This is a genomic window from Cupriavidus sp. SIMBA_020 (assembly GCF_046535395.1).
GTDB classification, from domain to species: Bacteria; Pseudomonadota; Gammaproteobacteria; order Burkholderiales; family Burkholderiaceae; genus Cupriavidus; species Cupriavidus campinensis.
Genome location: NZ_JAWRWU010000366.1, coordinates 1 through 286, shown reverse-complemented (window position 1 = coordinate 286; position 286 = coordinate 1). Strand labels below are relative to the sequence as shown.

Genomic DNA, 286 nt, shown 5'->3' with positions numbered 1-286 from the left:
CCTGCTGCTGGCTATCTGGGGCCCGGCCTGGGCCGCGCGACCGACGCTGCTGCCGGCGCTGACCGTCGGCATCGCCACGGTCGCCGCGCCCTTCCTGATCCTGCAACCCGGCATGGGCGCCGGCATCGCGGCGTCCAGGACCCCGAAACCCGGCGTGGCACGGCTGCGCAGCCTGATGGCGCATGCGTCGTTCGGCGTGGGGTTGTATCTGGCGGGATGGGCCGTGGCAAAGACGCTGGAGGCCTGAAGCGGCGCACGCATCCCGGTCGGCCCGGACAGCCTTGCC

The 286-nt window shown here is 73.4% G+C and carries 1 protein-coding gene; it reads left to right on the top strand.

Translation table 11 applies throughout. The features are described from left to right. On the top strand, window positions 1-247 hold a 247-nt coding region (locus SB751_RS29610), incomplete at its 5' end, for a DUF2938 family protein (RefSeq protein WP_410748974.1). Between the last annotated feature and the right edge of the window lie 39 nt (window positions 248-286).